Source organism: Desulfosporosinus fructosivorans (assembly GCF_004766045.1).
GTDB classification, from domain to species: domain Bacteria; phylum Bacillota; class Desulfitobacteriia; order Desulfitobacteriales; family Desulfitobacteriaceae; genus Desulfosporosinus; species Desulfosporosinus fructosivorans.
Genome location: NZ_SPQQ01000016.1, coordinates 1 through 16,262, shown reverse-complemented (window position 1 = coordinate 16,262; position 16,262 = coordinate 1). Strand labels below are relative to the sequence as shown.

Sequence of the window (16,262 nt, the reverse complement as noted above, 5' to 3'; positions counted from 1 at the left end):
AGTTAGAAGTTAGATATTCGAACAACGAATATCTAACCGCGACGAGGGGGTGAAGTGGTGCGAATTCTGGTACAGAAGTTCGGAGGAACTTCCGTGGCTACGGCGGAGCGACGAGAGAGTGTGGCCTCAAAAGTTTCAGAAGCTGTACATAGTGGATATTCTCCAGTTATTGTAGTTTCTGCAATTGGTCGTTCTGGAGACCCCTATGCAACGGATACTTTCTTAAGCATGGTAAAAGGAATTTGTCCTGATTTACCAAAACGTGAGTTAGATCTTCTGATGAGTTGTGGAGAAGTGATTTCTGGGACGATATTAGTAAGCACGTTAAATAGTCTGGGACTTGAAGCGGTTCTTTTTACTGGTGGTCAAGCAGGAATTATTACTGATAAGGACTTTGGAGATGCCCGAATTGTACGGGTGGAGCCGGGGATGATTCTAGAGCAACTGGCAATTGGCAAGGTTGTTGTCGTCACTGGCTTTCAAGGGACAACAGAAGACGGCCAGATTACGACTCTTGGACGAGGAGGAAGTGATACTACTGCGTCAGCCCTAGGGGTTGCTCTCAATGCGGAAGCGATCGATATTTACACCGATGTTGAGGGAATTATGACGGCAGATCCTCGGATTGTTGAAGACGCACGAACAATTGACACTGTGACTTACAATGAAATATGTCAAATGGCATATCAAGGCGCCAAAGTTATCCATCCGCGTGCAGTAGAAATAGCGATGCAACGAAACATACCGCTTAGAATAAAGTCGACTTTTTCAGATGCCCCAGGAACATTGGTCACTAATATGTGCCCAGCTCGTGGAGTTGGCACGGATATTACCACAGACCGTATTATTACCGGAATTGCACATACGCCCAATGTCACGCAACTGCGGGTTTTAACAGGGGATGTTCAAGACCAACATCTTACGGACAAAAGGATATTCAAAGCGATGGCACTTGCCGATATTAGCGTAGATTTCATCAGTGTACAACCAGAAGCTGTTCTCTATACAGTACGAGATGAGGTTGCGTCAAAAGCGGTTAAAATCCTACTAAATATGGGCTTTGAACCAGGTGTAGTACCAAGTTGTGCTAAAGTTTCTATTATAGGCGCTGGTATTGCTGGGGTTCCTGGTGTGATGGCTGATATGGTAGAGGCGCTTTCGGATTCAGGTGTGACAATTCTACAATCTGCTGATTCACACACAACTATTTGGGTACTGGTTCATAAGGAAAACATGGTTACCGCAGTCCAAACATTACACAAAAAATTCCGGTTAGGTGTTTAAGTATAAGTGAAGGTATTGGACAGAAAGGGATGAGTTAGATGACTTTTGGAAGAATCTTAACAGCCATGGTAACTCCCATGAATGAAGCATTGGAGATTAATTATGAAGAAGCCAAACGCTTAGCTCAGTACTTAACCGTCCATGGGTCAGATGGCGTCGTGGTTTGTGGAACGACAGGAGAATCTCCAACTGTAACAGCCAGTGAGAAAGTGGAACTATTCAAAGTAGTAAAAGAGGCCTTGGGTTCAAAATTTACTGTGATTGCCGGGATAGGGTCAAATTCTACGGATTCTAGTATTAAACTCGCTAGGCAAGCTGCAACAACGGGTGTTGATGGATTGATGGCAGTGGTACCTTATTACAACAAACCTTCTCAAGAAGGGATGTTTCAGCATTTTAAAGCAATTGCAGAGGCTACTCCTTTGCCTTTGATGCTGTATAACGTACCAGGTAGAACTTCAGCCAATTTGATGCCGGAGACTGTGAAAAGGTTATCTGAGATTCCAAATATTGTCGCTTTGAAAGAGGCCGCTGGTTCGCTTGATCAGGTTAGTGAACTTAAAAGGATGTTGCCAACTGCGTTTGAGGTGTACAGTGGAGATGATTCAATGACCTTGCCAATGTTAGCATTAGGCTGTAGTGGAATAGTCAGTGTTGCAGCCCATGTCGTTGGGGACGAAATGAAAGAGATGGTGGATGCCTGGTTTGATGGTGATACGGCCCAGGCAACAAAATGGCACCTCGATCTTTATCCAGTCTTCAAAGGAATCTTTGTAACGTCAAACCCAGTTCCCGTTAAAGCGCTGATGAATATGATTGGGATTAAAGCTGGTGGTGTCAGGCTTCCTTTAGTTAAAGCGACGCCAGAGGAAATAAAATTTTTAAAAGAGTTAATCGAGAATTTTAAAAAGGTACACGTATATGCAACCAATGGGACGAAAGTAATAAGCGAATTGAGAGTTGCCGCTGAAAAGGCTAGTGATATAACCGTCTAGAGAGATCTGGTTAGCACTCTTAGCGATAATGATCTAAGCGGTGTTCATCATCGCTAAAGGTTAGAAAAGTTAAAGTCATCACCCAATTCGGTGATGACTTTAACTTTTCTAACCTTTTCTAGCCCTTAGCCAGCTCATTGGACCAATCGTGAGGCTCCTCTAAAGGCGTAGCTAACGGCCTTAGGATTACAATCTCTAAGGTCGCCTTTCCAAATAGCAAAGGAGCTAGACTCCTGCGTGAGGCGCGATGTTCAACTTTAGTTAAACGAGTTCACTACTTAATCCCTATTTTGCGGGTTCATAAAACGAACACTCTGCCTCACGGCCCATTAAACTGGATGTGACACTTAGTGTCTCAAGCTGACAGTGTCCGTCCTCGTTGTGAGTACATTGTTCTGCGGAACATACAACATTGGTCATGATTTTAGCCACCTTTCTAAACAATGTTGATGTTATAGTATCCATTTCCATAAATTTTATACTTTTATCTATTTAGGATTAGTAAAGTATATAGTGATGTGAAACTTGCCAGTCAGCAGTTTGCACGCTATAATGAAAGTATCTAATTGTGCGGCTAGTTTCATAAGATGCTTTTCGAAATGATGACGAATGCGTGGCGTCTATGTGTTCGTTAGTAGATTTTCGCGTCTTTTTGTTGCCAAATTTTGGCGAACTTTTAAACCACAATACTAGAGATAAAATAAATACAGGAGGTAGATTTGATTGCCTAAAGAGCATAAACTACAAATTATTCCCTTAGGCGGACTTGGGGAAATCGGAAAGAATATGACAGTGATTCGGTATGATAATCAGATGGTGCTTGTTGATGCTGGGTTAGCGTTTCCAGATGAAGAAATGCTCGGGATTGATATTGTTATACCAGACTATACTTATTTGATTGAAAACAAAGAAATGCTCCTTGGCATATTGCTGACGCACGGGCATGAAGATCATATCGGCGCATTGCCCTACTTGTTGAGAGACGTGGATGTTCCTATTTTTGGTACACGTTTGACCTTGGGTATTATTCAGTCCAAGATGAAAGAGAACAACTTAAATAGTATTAAAGCTACAGTTGTTCAACCTCGTGATGTGATTAAATTAGGGGTTTTCCGAATTGAATTTATTCGGGTTAACCACAGTATTCCAGATGCAGTATCTATTGCCATTCATTCACCTTTAGGGACTATTCTTGTTACAGGGGATTTCAAACTTGATCATACACCAGTATCAGGAGAAATTCTTGACATACAGAAATTTTCCGAACTGGGTGATAAAGGGGTTTTATGCCTCTTGTCCGACAGTACGAATGTGGAAAGACCTGGGTTCACCCCGTCTGAAAAGCTAGTCGGACAAATGATTGATGAAGCTTTTTGTGAAGCTAAGGATCGAGTAATCCTTGCTAGCTTTGCCTCAAATGTTTATCGCCTTCAACAGGCTATTACCTCTGCGGTTAAGACGAACCGCAAGGTGGCAGTTGTGGGACGAAGTATGGTCAATATTGTTGGCATTGCCGAAGAATTAGGGTATCTGGATATCCCAGAGGGAACCCTTATCGATATCGATGAGATAGTCAGCTTACCCGGAAATCAAGCATGTATTCTAACCACGGGGAGTCAGGGCGAGCCAATGTCAGCACTGACACGCATGGCAAATCATGACCACCGTCATGTGGCGATTAAACCTGGTGATACTGTGATCATTTCAGCAAGTCCAATTCCAGGTAATGAAAAGTCAGTGGCTAAAACAGTAGACCAATTATTCAAATTGGGCGCCAATGTTATTTATGAATCTGCTGATGGAATGCACGTATCAGGTCACGCCAGCCAGGAAGAACAAAAGTTAATGTTAAGCATGGTTCGACCAAAATATTTTATGCCAGTTCACGGAGAGTATCGTATGTTGATCAAACATGCTCAATTAGCTGAAGAACTCGGTATTCCTCGAGAGAATATCTTTATTACGGAAAACGGGGGAGTTGTGGAGTTCACTCGCCACGGTGCATCTATGGGGGGCAAAGTTACGGCTGGGAAAGTCTTAATTGACGGATTAGGGGTTGGAGATGTTGGTAATATAGTGTTACGGGATCGAAAACAGCTCTCTCAGGATGGTATTTTGATCGTAGTCATGACTATAAGCCGTTCAAGTGGGGCGATTGTTTCAGGGCCTGATGTAGTGACGCGCGGGTTTGTTTATGTCCGTGAGTCAGAGTCTATGTTAGACGAAGCCAAACAAAAGGTCAGGCAGACGATGGCACGCTGTCGAGAGAATCGGGTTACGGAATGGGCCATGTTAAAAAGCCAAATTCGGGATGCCTTGAGTAAACAATTTTATGAAAAGACTCGCCGCCGTCCTATGATCTTGCCAATCATTCAAGAAGTGGAATAATATAGCATGCGAAACACTCCAATTTATTGGAGTGTTTCTTTGCTTTATGCCGAATTATAATAGCAAGCTATTCTTTAAACCATTATTAGTATAAGTAAACAGAAAATGAAAGAGGGAAAAGAGTGTTAGGCGCAGAAAGAAGAAAATAATAATAATGGCAAAAAGTATATTGAAGTTTTATCCAATTGTGAGTATCCCCTACAAGTTGGAGTGTTACCGGAGACTATCGCCCTGGAGGCTTTCGTCACCGAGATCTAGATGGTCAACTTTAGTTGAACGAGTTACTAATAAGAAACCGGGGGCGTAAGAATGGCTGCTGAAATCTTATTTATCGCACCATTACAGGAACTAGCCAGCCTCGTTAAAGAGGTTAGCCATCAAGAAAGTGCACAGGAAATCGATATTAAGGTTGCCCGGATGGAAGATGGGGTTAGACTTGCCTTAGAAGCCGAAGGGCGAGGATATCATGTGCTAGTTAGTCGCGGAGTCACGGCGTGGATGATTAGAGAGGCCGGGATTTCTCTTCCTGTCATCGATGTGCTTATTGGCGGGTTGGATATTTTAGAAGCCTATTTGCAGGCCAAATGTCTCGGAAGTCCCATTGGAATTGTTGATGTTAATGAAATAATTCAAGAGATAACTAGTTTCGAAGAGCTTGTCGGAGAGAATTTCATAAAGTATACCTTGACAGATCAGAAAGAGGACATTCTAAAAGGGGTGGCTGCCCTGAAAGCAGCCGGAGTGCAAGTGGTAATTGGTAAAATCGCGATGGCTAACGAGGCTAAAAGACTGGGCATGCAGGCTGTGGTAATTAGGTCTGGTCAAGAAGCCGTTAAGCGTGCCTTAGCGGAGGCCAGGCGCGTCTTGGTAGTACGCAAACTAGAAAAACGCCGTGTCGAACAACTAAAGGCTATTTTAGATTTCACCTATGATGGTGTTATTGCCTTGGATAAAAATGGAAGGATCAGCGTTTTTAATCCGGTTATGGAGAAACTTACGGGGTGGAAGGCCAAAAAGGCCATTGGTAGTCTTATTATTGATGTGTTGCCCAAATCTCACTGCGCGAATGTCTTAAAGAGTGGCAAGGCAGAAGTTGGAGATATTATGGAGATAGGTCGAGCTAAAGTCGTAGCTAACCATATCCCAATCAAAGTGGACGAAAAGATTGAGGGAGTTGTTACTACCATTCAGTCTGTAGATCGACTTCAGAGTTTAGAGCATAAAGTACGCCGAAGCTTGGCTGACAGGGGGCATGTTGCAAAACATAATTTTAAGGATATCTTAGGACATAGTCAAGCTATTGAAAATGCCGTAAAATGGGCATCTGAATATGCCCAAGTAGATTCTACGGTTCTCTTGCATGGTAGGACTGGATCGGGAAAGGAATTGTTTGCTCAAGCAATTCACAATGCAAGTCCACGAAGACATGAATCTTTCGTAGCCATAAACTGCGCAGCTTTGCCTGAAAGTCTTTTAGAAAGTGAGCTTTTTGGTTATGTCGAAGGAGCCTTCACAGGAGCTCGCAAAGGTGGCAAGGCAGGGGTATTCGAGATCGCCCATGGTGGAACCCTATTTTTAGATGAAGTAGGGGAGATGGCACCCTCGCTGCAAGCTCGTTTACTTCGTGTTCTGGAAGAGGGTGAGGTCATGCGTTTGGGAGATAATAGCATTCTGCCTGTGAATGTTCGTCTAGTGGCGGCTACACACCGAGATTTAAAGGCAATGGTTGAAAAGGCAAGTTTTCGTGAAGATTTGTTTTATCGTCTAAATGTCTTGTCCTTAGTGGTTCCAGAGCTTGCTGCGCGGGGAAGTGATATTTTGTTGATCGCCCGTCATTTTCTGGATGAATTTAGCGGAAAGATGAACCGAAGAGTGGGTCGCCTTTCTGGAGATGCAGAGCGAATTCTCTTGGAGTATCCATGGCCAGGAAACATTCGCGAATTGCGTAATGCCATTGAGCGTATGGTCATGTTGACAGGGGAAAAGGAGATTTCTAAGGACGATGTGGCTAGGGCGCTTTTGTTAGACGGGGAGCAGACCTTCTGCGTTCCTGTACGGAAAGAAAAGTTACACGGCGAAGTGGAGCTAGCGGAAATTCATATAATCCAGAAGGCACTTAAGGAATGTGGTGGAAATAAAACAGAAACAGCAAGGCATTTAGGAATAAGTCGGACTACCCTTTGGAGGAAGATGCAAGAAGTAGGGGTTGAACTGTTTCAACAATGAAACAGTTGTTTCGTTGATTTGAACGATATTGTTTCAATAATGAAACTCATTAGAGGGAAGCTATGCAAATAATTAGATTATTTTGTAATTTTTGATTTGTTATTATAGCGGTAAAGGCTTAATAACAGAATATTGTAGTGTTTAAAAAGAGCTTTGGCTCTTTTTTCATTTTGTGGCATGAATATTGCATTTATCGTATATGAGACTAAAAGAAAGGAGGAAATGTAGTGGTTAAAAATCTTCCAGTAGTCCCGACAGCACGGGCTGGTAGCCTGGTTGAGACGCCAACGGGAATAACTTGGCGTATTCAGTATCCTGTAATTTCTGAAACATGCAATATGTGCTTAGACTGTACATTGTTTTGTCCGGATGGGGTCTTACTCCAGCAAGAGGGTAAAATTGTTCTTGAATTAACTTTGTGTAAAGGGTGCGGAATTTGTGCCAATGAATGTAAAGAGAATGCCATACAGATGATCCCCGAGTATTCTGGGATTCAGGGCGTTTTTCGTTAAGGGGGGAAATGAATGAGTACGACATTGTTAACAGGTAGTGAGGCCGCAGCCTATGGAGCAAAGCTAGCCCGTATTGAAGTATTGGCGTATTACCCAATTACACCGGCCTTTCCAGCGATGGAGAGAATTAGTAAGTTTATTGATGATGGTGAGTTGAATACCCGTTTTGTACGAGTTGAGTGCGACCATAGCGCTTTAGCTGCTGCACTAGGTGCGAGTCTAGCGGGCAGTAGGACTTTTACTGTAACTAATTCTCAAGGATTGCTCTATATGACTGAAGTCGTCTATCATACGGCTGGATTACGCCAACCTATAGTGATGGCAGTCGCAAATCGAGCGCTTTCGGCACCTCATAGTCGTTTCCCAGAACAAGGTGATGCGATTTCCCAAGGGGCAAGCGGTTGGATTCAACTTTTTTGTGAGAATAATCAAGAAGTGCTTGATAATATGCTCCAGGCCTTTAAAATAGCGGAAACAGTCCGTCTACCAGTTATGGTGAATTATGAAGGATATATCCAATCTCATACCTTAGAGGAAGTTGAAATTCCTAATCAGGAGAAAATTGATCAATTCTTGCCATTAAATCGAGTTCGGACCCTTGATGTCGAGAACCCACAAGGTGTAAATACCGTTGCTAGTCCTGAATTCTATATGGATTATAAGTTTCACCAAAATGAGGCCATGGAGCAAGCGAAAACTGTCATCAACAGTGTTGCCTCGGATTATGGCGAGAAATTCGGACGGGATTGGTCGGGGTTAATCGAAACTTATCAGATGGATGATGCGGAGCAGGCGTTTGTAGCTATGGGATCGATGGTTAGTGATGCTCGAATCGTAGTGGATGAACTACGCAAAGAAGGTCATAAAGTCGGGTTGGTAAAAGTAAGGGCATGGCGTCCTTTCCCAGCGGAAGCACTTCTTGAGGCACTGAACAAGGTTCAACGCATAACAGTATGTGACAAGAATATTGTTTTCGGTCTCGGCGGAGCGTTAGGAACTGAGGTAAAGTCGGCACTATACGGGCAGGCAGTCATCATTAATAGTTATATTCTAGGGCTAGGAGGCCGGGATGTAACGACTGAGGAAATCAAGAAAGTACTTGAACTTTCAGAGAAAACGGAAAAACAGACAACCGCTTCCGAGTGGTTCGGGTTATAAGGAGGGATTCAAACATGGCTCTATCCATCGCAGATTTGCCAAAAGAGGATTTATTTGGTCAAGGAAACGCGGGTTGCGGAGGGTGTGGTGCAGCTGTTGCCGGTAGGCAAGCAATGAAGGCTTTAGGCTCTAGGACGATTATGACAATTCCAGCATCATGCATGGCAACCTTGGGCGGCTCAAACCTTAAGACGACTTGGAAGATTCCCTTTTACCATACGCTTTTTGAGATAGCTCCAGCAGTATCTTCTGGAATCAGGGCCGCGTTAGAAGCACAAGGAATCGAAGATGTTAATGTTGTTTCTTGGGCTGGGGATGCTGGTACAGCAGATATTGGGTTTCAATCTCTCTCGGGTGCAGCAGAACGCAATGAACACATGATTCACGTGTGTTATGACAATGAGATGTACATGAATACCGGCGGACAAACGGGCAGTCAAACTCCGATGTATGCGATTACTAGTAACATGACAAAAGGCAAAACGGTCAAGAAAAAGAATATGCTGGCCATTATGGAGGCGCATGGAATAGATTATGTGGCGAGTGCTTCTATCGCTTATCCGCTGGATCTTATTGCAAAGTTCAAAAAGGCAGCAGAAAAACCTGGCTTCTCTTATATTCATATCTTGGCTCCGTGTCATCGCGGATGGCAAATTCCACCGGAGAAAACTGTCGAGTTTGCTCGACTAGCGGTAGAAAGCGGCCTTTTTGAACTTTACGAAGTGGATGAAGGTAGACGCACTCGTACTTTAGAGCCTACATTTGTTCCAGTGGAGGATTATCTCTTGCCTCAGGGCCGGTTTAAACATCTTACCCCGGAACAGGTCGTAGAGCTCCAGAAAAGCTTGAATGCATACTATGGACGAGGGGGGAGTGAAGAACGATGAGAGAAATTCGTTTTCACGGTCGCTTTGGCCAGCCTGTAGGGAAGCTCACCCGAGCAATGGGGAAAGAACTTTTAAAACAAGGCAAGCATGTCCAAGTGTTTGATGCGTTTGCCGCTGTGCGTCCCGGGGCACCCATGTACTCCATCGTTCGGGTAGGAAATGAGTCGATTCGGGAACGCTCCGCGAATAATACATCACCCGATATAGTTGTGGTTTTAGATAACAGTTTATTTGGTCTAGTTGACGTGACCAAAGGACTCAAGGCGGATGGAACGGTCATGGCCTTGGGTGTAAATGAAGATGCTCTCGGAGATCATCTGAAAGGATTTCACTTCGTTTCCTTGGATCCTTATTTTAACCCTAATAACTTCGATGTAGAGGCAACGTTCATTAATATCCTAGTTGCGCGCGGTGTATTGGGTGTACCGAGTAATTAGATAGTCGTTTGCGAAATGTAATTCGACTCATCGCCTAAAAAGATTATTGTGATGTGTCAATTTTGAAACACTAAGGGTCCGGCCAAGCGATTGGACGGACTTAGCCCCTACTTAAAAATCAGAATATAGCCAATTTTATCTTATTTAACAGGCGAAAGGGCATGGTAGCCAGACCTAAGCAGCTTACTGCAAAAGGGGGGGATTTGTCGGAGTTTGTTCAAATAGATATAAAAATTTCTAATGAAAGGTTGGGTAAGCATGATATTAAACAATCCTACGTTTACGTTGATTGGTTTCCTAATTGTTATTGCTTTGCTATTTATCCTAATTGCTAAAGTTAAATGGCATGTCTTTATGGCTCTTTTAGTTCCAATAATACTGTTTGCTTTGATCCCAGGAGTGGATCAAGGTGCGTTCATTAAGGCATTTGAAACTGGTTTCGGGAAAACTGTCCAGTCGATAGCCGTGGTTATCGTTTTAGGTTCCGTCATCGCTGAAGCACTTAGAGAGACTGGCGGAATTGAAAAGATTACCCTTAAAATGATCGAATGGGTTGGACAGAAACGCATGCCTCTAGCCTTGACTCTGACCGGATTCGTTGTCGGAATCGCTATCTTCTCGGATGTCGGATACGTTATTCTTAATCCCCTCGTTCACTCAGCAGCCATTGCTGCGGGAGTCAACATGAGCGTCATGTCCACTGGTCTAGTAGGAGCCATGCAGCTTACACACGCGATGGTTCCACCAACTCCTGGCCCCTTGGCCGCTGCAGCTTTGCTTAAGGCTGATATCGGCAAGGTCATTATTTTTGGCTCTATCGCAACGTTCGTTGGTTCAATCGCAGGTTGGCTGTTTGCCATAACCATTGGTCCTAAAATTCCCTCCCCTCCTTCCGAAGAGTTTGTAGGTCAATCGTTTGCGGATAAAGGACTTAAACTTCCTTCAACGCTCTCAGCTTATGCTCCGATTATCATTCCTTTGGTTTTAATTGCAGGCCAAAGTGTCGCAAATCTTTATCTACACGCGGGTCTTTTAAAAACCTATGTGAACTTCATCGGCTGGCCACCAGTGGCATTGCTTATTGGTATTTGGTTTGCCTATCGCAATACGAATGCCGATCAGAAGAAAGTTCAGAACGACAAGTGGATTGAAAGTGCCCTACGTACCTCTGCCATGATCATCATGGTGACCGGTTTAGGAGGGTCCCTAAGCGAGATATTAAAAGGAACCCCTGCTGTATCCGTTATCGCTAACGCTGTCGCACACTCCGGAGTCCCTTCCATTTTCTTACCATTCATTTTGGGTATTGTAGGAAACATAATCACCGGCTCTACCACAGTAGGCGTTATCACAGCCGCGTCCATTGTTGCTCCTATGATCTCGACTTTGGGCCTCAGCCCTGAAGCGGCTATGCTCGCAGGCGCAGCAGGCTCGGTTATCATTAAGTATGTAAACTCAAGTTACTTCTGGGTTTGCACCTCCTTATCCCGAATGGAACTCAAGTCTGCTCTATATTCCTTTGGCGGTGTGACCTTAGTTGGTGGTGTCTTCTCTATGGCTGCGGTCTATGTTATGTGGGTAGTTCATCTCATTTAGTTTTACATTTAGGTTGATCGTTGTTTTGGGGGCGTAACTTTAGAGATACCCCCCAAAATACTCATTGATGGATTCTGGAGTTTGAATTCCAATCTTAGGTATGGTGGTGTTTTGAAAGTGCAAGCAAATTATTTTTACAAATATATTGCGAAAGCGGCTGGGGTTGAAAAGATAACTCAGGGAGACCGGGTTGAGATCGAAGTGGATCTAGCTCTTGCACATGACGGAACTGGTCCCAAATTGCTCGAGGCTTGGGGGAAGCAATCTGGAAAGGTATATGATGGACACCGGGTACTCTTAACGGTAGATCATGCTTTTCCAGCCCCAACCCCGGCAGAACGCAGTTTTCAACGTCAATTTAGCAAATTTGCCGTTGCACAAGGATGTGTTCTCTATAATCATGGCGAAGGAGTATTACATCAAATCGTAGCAGAAAAGGCCTCGCTTTGGCCGGGCATAATCATCGCTGGTGCCGATGGACATGTGGCTACAGCGGGAGCCTTTGGAGCTCTAGCTTTTGCTCTAACCCCGGAAGAATTAGTTTCAGTGCTTACTTCAGGGAGGCTAAATATTCAAGTCCCTGAGCTTCTAACGATAGGACTTGAAGGTGAGCTACAACCCGGAGTACTCCCAAGGGACATTGCACTGTATCTATTGTGGAAATTCGGAAGCGATATGAAGGGGAAAGCAGTTGGGTTAACAGGAACCTTTTTTAATTCCTCGTCCGCTGATGCCCGCATGACGATCTGCAACTTGTTACCTGAGGCGGGAACAACTACCGCTTTTGTTGTCCCTCCAGGAGACGAGGCTGGTCCTATCAAACATGGGGTCGATATCAGTATAATTGAAGCCATGATTGCGGCTCCTCCTCAACCGACCAACGTTCGGCCGGCAAGAGAATTGGCTGGATTAAAGATTAATGTGGCGATCGCGGGGGGGTGTTCTGCTGGTCGTTTGGAAGACATGCAGATTATTGCCACTGTTCTTCAGGAACATCCTGTACATCCTGATGTTACCTTTATCGTGACCCCAGCATCGAGAGCCGTAGCCCAAAAGATGGATGAACAGGAGATCAGCGCTTTAATCCGAGATCGTGGCGCAGTCATTATGCCACCTGGCTGTGGACCGTGCCCAGGCAAACATTTCGGAGTGTTGGCTGAGGGAGACGTTGCTATTACTACTACGGTTAAGAACACACCTGGCCGAATTGGATCTACTGAGGCTAGTATCTACTTAGCCTCTCCCTTAACAGTGGCACAAGCCGCTGTTAAAGGAGAAATTTGAATCGAGTATTTTTAAGAATGCTTTCCTTTGTGAAAAAAATATAAACTCTTAATCGAAATCTCACGCATTGGGTTGGGGACAGAGCAATTACTTAGTTGCTAATCGCTTTGTACTATAATTAATGGAACCTACTTAACTCTGTGTAGGCCGAATGGTGTAGAATTTCGCAGTTTTTGGAGGTTCCTTTTTTAATTCTTTAGGTGTCAACAGAGAACAAGACCTGGCTAAATACGAAACAAAGGTTCCTTTCCGATTGTACGGAAGGGGGTATTAGGGCGAAGGGGTGAAAGAATGATGGAGAAAAGCCAACTAGTTAACGATATGTTGCGGTTGCTAGGTCCCGAGAAAGTGATTTCCAGTCAGCTTGAAAGGTATACGTATACTTATGACAGCTCTTTCTTATCCCAGCTTAATGAATTTTATCCTGATGTTGTTGTTTGTCCTATGAACACTGAGGAAGTTCAAAAAATCATGCGTTATGCCTACAAACACGATATACCTGTCACACCTAGGGGAGCGGGGTCCGGTCAGACTGGAGGGAGTGTCCCCGTCAAGGGAGGTATTGTGCTAGACCTTTCGGGCTGGACGGACATCGTGGAAATCGATGAGAGCAACATGCAAGTTGTTGTAAGACCCGGGATTGTACACGCTGACCTCAATGTTGCCCTTTCGCCATATGGATTATTTTTCCCTCCCGACCCTGGAAGCTCAAAAATGGCGACGATCGGCGGCATGGTTGGGAACAACGCCAGTGGGCTGCGAGCAGTAAAGTTTGGTAACACGGGTCAGTATGTGCTGGGGTTGGAGGTTGTCTTGCCGGATGGCGAGGTCATCAAGACGGGAGGATTACACTCAAGAGCCTTGAAAAGTGTTTCTGGTATCAATCTTACGAGCCTTTACGTTGGGTCTGAAGGCACATTAGGTGTCATTACACAAGTTAGACTAAAAATTCTTCCTAAACCTCCGTGTAGGGGAATTTTGCTCACGATGTTTTCCAGCTTGGATGATGCGGCTGCAACAGTTTTAGAAGTATTCAAGAACGGGATTGTTCCTTCAGGTATTGAGATATTGGACGACTCTGGGATAAAAGCGGCCAATAAATTTCAGCCGGATTTAAAACTTCCAGAGGCGGAGGCTGCCCTTTTCTTCGAAATCAATGGCAGCAAGGCAGCAGTCGACTTTGAGGGTCAGCAAGTCAAAGAGATTGCAGAAAAACGGGCAAGCTCGGTGGAATGGGCTACGGACGCCCAGCGTATGGCGAAGCTTTGGCAGGGACGCGCCGTAATAGGAGCTGCTTCAGCCCGAGTTAAAGTAGGGGCAACCAGAATTTTTTGCGGTGAGGATGTTTGCTTTCCAATGGCCAAAGTTCCTGAGGCATTACGAAGGATTAAGGAGATTGGGGCAAAGCATAACACTCTCGTGGTCATTTACGGTCATATTGGGGACGGGAATATGCATACAGCTCCAATAATTGATCCTTTAAAAGCAGAAGAGGTCGAAGCTGCCCACGGCGTGGCGGATGATATCCATCAACTGGCTTTGGAATTGGGAGGCTCAACCACTGGAGAACATGGCGTGGGCTTCACTCGATCCCGATATATGGTTGCTGAACATGGTAAGGCCTTGGAGATCATGAAAATTATTAAGGATGCCATAGATCCTAAAGGAATTATGAATCCCGGCAAGATATGGGCTGAGGAGTAAGCGTATGAAAACAACATATCGAGTTGATTTTGCTGAAGAACTCAAGAAGTGTGTACGCTGTGGTGAATGTCGTGCGAATTGTCCAATCTTCGCCGAGTCAAAAAGAGAACCAGACTCACCACGAGGAAGGCTAGCTCTGGTAAAACTTCTTCAAGATGGAAAGATCCAAGCATCCACAGAACTGTCTGAAAAACTTTATGGATGCCTACTTTGCAAAACATGTGCTGTCAATTGTCCATCTGGGGTAATTACGGATGAGATTATGGTGGGAGTGAGAGATTACCTTGATGATGTTTTAGATAGAAACATTATCAAGAAGTTGGTACTCAGGGGATTCTTAACTCGTCCAGCTTTACTTCAAGCATCCTTTTCGCTAGTCAAGCTTTATCAAAAGACTGGGTTGAACAGCGTTTTAACAAGATCGAAACTTATTGAGCATTTGCCAGAAACAATGAGTGCGGGGGCGAAAATATTACCTGATGTCTCAAAACGAGTGGCTCGTGGACGCATTCCAGAGGTTGTTAAGCCCTATGGAGAAAAGCGTTTCCGAGTGGCCTATTTCCTAGGGTGTGCGACGAATTTGATTTATCCTGATGTTGCGGTTAGTGGCGTGGACGTACTTGCTAGGCATGGTTGTGAAGTGATTATCCCAGCTGTACAGTGTTGTGGTATGCCGCATTTAGCCTATGGAGATACGGATACGGCGGTACAACTAGCCAAAAATAACATAAAGATTTTGCTATCAGCACAAGTGGACGCAGTTGTGACTGATTGTTCGTCATGTTCTGCAACTTTAGCGGAAAGCTATCAGAAGCTTTTTGAGCCAGGTACAGACGAATACAATCAAGCAAAAGAATTAAGTTGCAAGGTGTATGATCTCAGTAAGTTTCTCGTGGAAAAAACGGGTGTTCACCCAGGTCCTAATCCGGTTAATGTTACGGTAACCTATCATGATCCGTGCCACTTGAAACGCGGGCAAAATGTTTTAAACAACCACGGGAGCTCTTAAAGGCCATTCCAGGTGTAGAATTCCGAGAAATGAAGGAAGCGGATCGCTGCTGTGGGTCTGCGGGGAGTTTTAGTATTATTCATCATGATCTGTCCATGAAAGTACTAGAACGGAAGATTAGTAACATCGTAACTGCTAAGGCTGAGGTGGTTGCCACAAGTTGTCCGACATGTACTATGCAACTAAGTTATGGGTTAAAAAGTCATGGCTTGACGGGACAGGTAATGCATCCAGTTCAGTTACTGGCTAAGAGTTATTAAAAACTTTACAGAAAATTTCCATTATCTAGGCTAAAAAGGGCAGGAGCTTGGAGGCAAACCAAACTCCTGTTTTTGTTTTTAGATTTCTATATTTAGAAAGAGCTAGGTTTCAATAAGATCGATTTTTGACTACAATATTATTAGTTAGTTATTTATAGAGAACGTTGTTTCTCGCGTTAAAAACCAGAGCAGTTACAAATAAAATAAATAGTTGACAGCATACGCTGAAAATGGTACTATAACTGAGCGCCACGAAGACGCACACTGAATGAACAAGTGAGGGGTTAAACCCTTCAAACTATTCAATCTAAACACAGTAAATTAGTCATTGACAACGCAAGTTGAAAATGCTAAGATGTAGATCCGGCCCAAACGGGTGCAGGGGATACAAACTCATAAACCATGGACTTTAATGGTCTTTGAAAACTAAACAACAAGGACAGCCAATGAGAGAAACTCTAAGGAGTTTCAAAAAAACAATGAGCGAATCATCTTCTTCAATAGAGAAGTGAAATAACTTTT

At 44.1% G+C, this 16,262-nt stretch carries 14 protein-coding genes; 13 read left to right on the top strand and 1 reads right to left on the bottom strand.

Annotation, left to right across the window (positions count from 1 at the left end; translation table 11 throughout):
* Window positions 1–57: 57 nt before the first annotated feature.
* Together dapG and dapA are read left to right on the top strand one after the other, a co-directional pair.
* Complete coding sequence (dapG, locus tag E4K67_RS25895; RefSeq protein ID WP_135552057.1) at window positions 58–1,284, top strand: aspartate kinase; 1,227 nt, start codon at window positions 58–60, stop codon at window positions 1,282–1,284.
* Between the two features lie 38 nt (window positions 1,285–1,322).
* Window positions 1,323–2,279: a 4-hydroxy-tetrahydrodipicolinate synthase gene (gene dapA / locus E4K67_RS25890; protein ID WP_135552055.1), complete on the top strand. Its 957-nt coding sequence runs from the start codon at window positions 1,323–1,325 to the stop codon at window positions 2,277–2,279.
* A gap of 285 nt (window positions 2,280–2,564) precedes the next feature.
* Here dapA and E4K67_RS25885 read toward each other — a convergent pair whose 3' ends face one another.
* Window positions 2,565–2,699, bottom strand: coding sequence for a DUF1540 domain-containing protein (locus E4K67_RS25885; protein WP_135552053.1), 135 nt, complete (start codon window positions 2,697–2,699; stop codon window positions 2,565–2,567).
* A 303-nt stretch (window positions 2,700–3,002) separates the two neighbouring features.
* Here E4K67_RS25885 and E4K67_RS25880 point away from each other — a divergent pair, with 303 nt between their 5' ends.
* The 11 genes from E4K67_RS25880 to E4K67_RS30870 all read left to right on the top strand — a co-directional run bounded on the left by E4K67_RS25880 (window position 3,003) and on the right by E4K67_RS30870 (window position 15,740).
* Window positions 3,003–4,667, top strand: a complete 1,665-nt coding sequence (locus tag E4K67_RS25880) for a ribonuclease J (protein ID WP_135552051.1) — start codon at window positions 3,003–3,005, stop codon at window positions 4,665–4,667.
* 309 nt (window positions 4,668–4,976) lie between these two features.
* On the top strand, window positions 4,977–6,893 hold the full coding sequence (locus tag E4K67_RS25875; protein WP_135552049.1) for a sigma 54-interacting transcriptional regulator: 1,917 nt from the start codon (window positions 4,977–4,979) through the stop codon (window positions 6,891–6,893).
* 227 nt (window positions 6,894–7,120) lie between these two features.
* Window positions 7,121–7,405, top strand: coding sequence for a 4Fe-4S binding protein (locus E4K67_RS25870; protein ID WP_135552047.1), 285 nt, complete (start codon window positions 7,121–7,123; stop codon window positions 7,403–7,405).
* A 12-nt stretch (window positions 7,406–7,417) separates the two neighbouring features.
* Window positions 7,418–8,563, top strand: a complete 1,146-nt coding sequence (locus E4K67_RS25865; RefSeq protein ID WP_135552045.1) for a transketolase C-terminal domain-containing protein — start codon at window positions 7,418–7,420, stop codon at window positions 8,561–8,563.
* A 14-nt stretch (window positions 8,564–8,577) separates the two neighbouring features.
* A complete protein-coding gene (locus E4K67_RS25860; protein WP_135552044.1) occupies window positions 8,578–9,450 on the top strand; it encodes a thiamine pyrophosphate-dependent enzyme in 873 nt (290 codons plus the stop codon).
* Window positions 9,447–9,887 (top strand): 2-oxoacid:acceptor oxidoreductase family protein, encoded by a 441-nt coding sequence (locus tag E4K67_RS25855; protein WP_135552042.1) that lies wholly within the window; start codon window positions 9,447–9,449, stop codon window positions 9,885–9,887. Before E4K67_RS25860 ends, E4K67_RS25855 begins: the two co-directional genes overlap by 4 nt.
* 258 nt (window positions 9,888–10,145) lie before the next feature.
* Window positions 10,146–11,483, top strand: a complete 1,338-nt coding sequence (locus E4K67_RS25850; RefSeq protein WP_135552159.1) for a GntP family permease — start codon at window positions 10,146–10,148, stop codon at window positions 11,481–11,483.
* 117 nt (window positions 11,484–11,600) lie between these two features.
* The gene (locus E4K67_RS25845) at window positions 11,601–12,767 is read left to right on the top strand and encodes an aconitase family protein (RefSeq protein WP_135552040.1); all 1,167 of its coding nucleotides are present in this window, start codon (window positions 11,601–11,603) and stop codon (window positions 12,765–12,767) included.
* A gap of 291 nt (window positions 12,768–13,058) precedes the next feature.
* Entirely contained in the window at window positions 13,059–14,471 is a 1,413-nt protein-coding gene (locus E4K67_RS25840) for an FAD-binding oxidoreductase (protein ID WP_135552038.1), read from the top strand.
* Window positions 14,472–14,475: 4 nt separating this feature from the next.
* A complete protein-coding gene (locus E4K67_RS25835) occupies window positions 14,476–15,480 on the top strand; it encodes a (Fe-S)-binding protein (RefSeq protein WP_243454635.1) in 1,005 nt (334 codons plus the stop codon).
* Between the two features lie 29 nt (window positions 15,481–15,509).
* Window positions 15,510–15,740, top strand: coding sequence for a heterodisulfide reductase-related iron-sulfur binding cluster (locus E4K67_RS30870; RefSeq protein ID WP_243454634.1), 231 nt, complete (start codon window positions 15,510–15,512; stop codon window positions 15,738–15,740).
* Window positions 15,741–16,262: the final 522 nt, after the last annotated feature.

Excerpts from the sequence above, each read along its gene's own strand:
- E4K67_RS25850 (WP_135552159.1), top strand. The coding sequence starts at position 10,146 with ATGATATTAAACAATCCTACGTTTACGTTGATTGGTTTCCTAATTGTT.
- E4K67_RS25840 (WP_135552038.1), top strand. The coding sequence starts at position 13,059 with ATGATGGAGAAAAGCCAACTAGTTAACGATATGTTGCGGTTGCTAGGT.
- E4K67_RS30870 (WP_243454634.1), top strand. The coding sequence starts at position 15,510 with ATGAAGGAAGCGGATCGCTGCTGTGGGTCTGCGGGGAGTTTTAGTATT.
- E4K67_RS25855 (WP_135552042.1), top strand. The coding sequence starts at position 9,447 with ATGAGAGAAATTCGTTTTCACGGTCGCTTTGGCCAGCCTGTAGGGAAG.
- E4K67_RS25885 (WP_135552053.1), bottom strand. The coding sequence starts at position 2,699 with ATGACCAATGTTGTATGTTCCGCAGAACAATGTACTCACAACGAGGAC.
- E4K67_RS25865 (WP_135552045.1), top strand. The coding sequence starts at position 7,418 with ATGAGTACGACATTGTTAACAGGTAGTGAGGCCGCAGCCTATGGAGCA.
- E4K67_RS25860 (WP_135552044.1), top strand. The coding sequence starts at position 8,578 with ATGGCTCTATCCATCGCAGATTTGCCAAAAGAGGATTTATTTGGTCAA.
- E4K67_RS25835 (WP_243454635.1), top strand. The coding sequence starts at position 14,476 with ATGAAAACAACATATCGAGTTGATTTTGCTGAAGAACTCAAGAAGTGT.
- E4K67_RS25875 (WP_135552049.1), top strand. The coding sequence starts at position 4,977 with ATGGCTGCTGAAATCTTATTTATCGCACCATTACAGGAACTAGCCAGC.
- dapA (WP_135552055.1), top strand. The coding sequence starts at position 1,323 with ATGACTTTTGGAAGAATCTTAACAGCCATGGTAACTCCCATGAATGAA.